This window comes from Burkholderia anthinoferrum, from assembly GCF_002925705.1.
In the GTDB taxonomy this organism is placed as follows: Bacteria; Pseudomonadota; Gammaproteobacteria; order Burkholderiales; family Burkholderiaceae; genus Burkholderia; species Burkholderia semiarida.
Genome location: NZ_LFZP01000062.1, coordinates 1 through 1,506 on the forward strand (window position 1 = coordinate 1; position 1,506 = coordinate 1,506).

Sequence of the window (1,506 nt, forward strand, 5' to 3'; positions counted from 1 at the left end):
CGACAAGCGGCCGGCGGCATCCCGCCGGCCCGTCAGCGTCAGTTGACCTGAAGCTGGCCACCGCGGCCCAGGCCGCCCTTCACGTCCTGCGCCTTGTAGCTGCGCAGCGCGACGACCATCTTGTTCCACGCGTCGATGAACGCGACGACCGTCGCCTTGCCTTCCGGCGTCGTCGAAAAACCGGCCAGCCCGCCGCCCACCCCGCCGCCGAGGCCGCCCAGCGCCGCGCCGTAGTTCGTCGCCGTCGAGCTGCCTTCCGACGCCGCGATCTGCACCGCCGAGCGCACGTCGAACAGCGTCAGCGTCACCACCGACGCCTTCGTCTGCAGGTGCCCCGCCACCGCCGCCACCGCGCTGTTGCCGATCAGCCCGCCGATCATGCTGCCGATCCCGCCGATCGGCGAATCGTTGATCACGATCTGCGGCTCCATGTAGTAGTCGGCCGCCACACGCTGGCCCTTCTGCTGCTTCGAGCCCGCGCGATATTCGCCCGAGTTGCGTTGCAGTTGCGTGATGCGCGACAGGCGCGCGTCGCTCTTCTGGTTGCCGATCGACGTGATCACGAAGCAGTTCGACTGCTGCACGGCCAGCCGCAGCAGCGGGTCGATGCTCGTCACCTTCGTCGCGCTGCCGAACGGGCCCCACCAGTCGGCGTTGCGGCCGTCGTCGACCGCGATCGTGCCCAGCGGCGACGCGCAGCGCTGCAACTGCGAATCGGCGCCGGCGCTCGCGCCGCCGGCCGCCGCGCCCGTCACCCCGGCGTTTTGCCCGCCGGGCGTCACCATGCCGCCGCACCCCGCGACGGACGCGCCAAGCGCTGCAACCAGCGCACCTTGAATCAGACGTTGGGAAAGGTTGGTCTTCATGTCGTTGTCGATCGATTAGAGTCGTTGTTCGGCTTATGGGTCCGTGCGAACTTCGATAAGCCCCCCGGCGTGGCGCGCGATGGTGGTCTCCCCGCGGCTGCCCCCGTTGCTTCAGGCCCGGTCAGTAGTACCAGTACGTCTGCTGCCAGACGCCGTAGTACGGATAGCCCGAGTACCAGTAGCCGTAATAGACGTCACGCCACTGCGTGCGCCATTTCCAGTCTTCTTCGTCTTCCTTCTTCGCCTTGCGCGCGAGATCGAGCAGCTTTTTCGATTCCTTGTCGCCGCGGCCGGCCGCGATCGACAGCCACTTCTCCGCTTCGCGCGCATCGGCGCCCATTTCCTCGAGGCCGAACAGGTAGAAACTGCCGAGCGCCTTCTGCGCGTTCAGGTCGCCGCGTTCGGCGGCCTCGCGCATCCACTTGAGCGCCTGGTAGCTGTCCTGGCGCACGCCGTCGCCGCGGAAATAGCGCAGGCCGAGGTCGTAGGCGGCCTTCGGCTGGGTCTTCGCGGTTTGCTTGAGCGCGGCGATGCGCGGATCTTCGCGGTCGTCCGCATCGTCCCTTTTTTGATAGGAGACCTGATCTTTAGGGCGATCGGAACACCCCGTGTCGTCGCAGATCCGTACCGTGCTGCTGGT

2 protein-coding genes are annotated in these 1,506 nt (G+C 67.3%); both read right to left on the minus strand.

Features of this window, described 5'->3' with window-relative positions:
* Positions 1 to 38: 38 nt before the first annotated feature.
* Positions 39 to 866 carry a hypothetical protein gene (locus tag C5F75_RS29690; protein ID WP_059581218.1) on the minus strand — a complete coding sequence of 276 codons (828 nt, stop codon included), beginning with the start codon at positions 864 to 866 and terminating at the stop codon, positions 39 to 41.
* Positions 867 to 987: 121 nt separating this feature from the next.
* The coding region (locus C5F75_RS29695) for a tetratricopeptide repeat protein (protein WP_104013168.1) at positions 988 to 1,506 on the minus strand (519 nt) is incomplete at its 5' end.

Excerpts from the sequence above, each read along its gene's own strand:
- C5F75_RS29690 (WP_059581218.1), bottom strand. The coding sequence starts at position 866 with ATGAAGACCAACCTTTCCCAACGTCTGATTCAAGGTGCGCTGGTTGCA.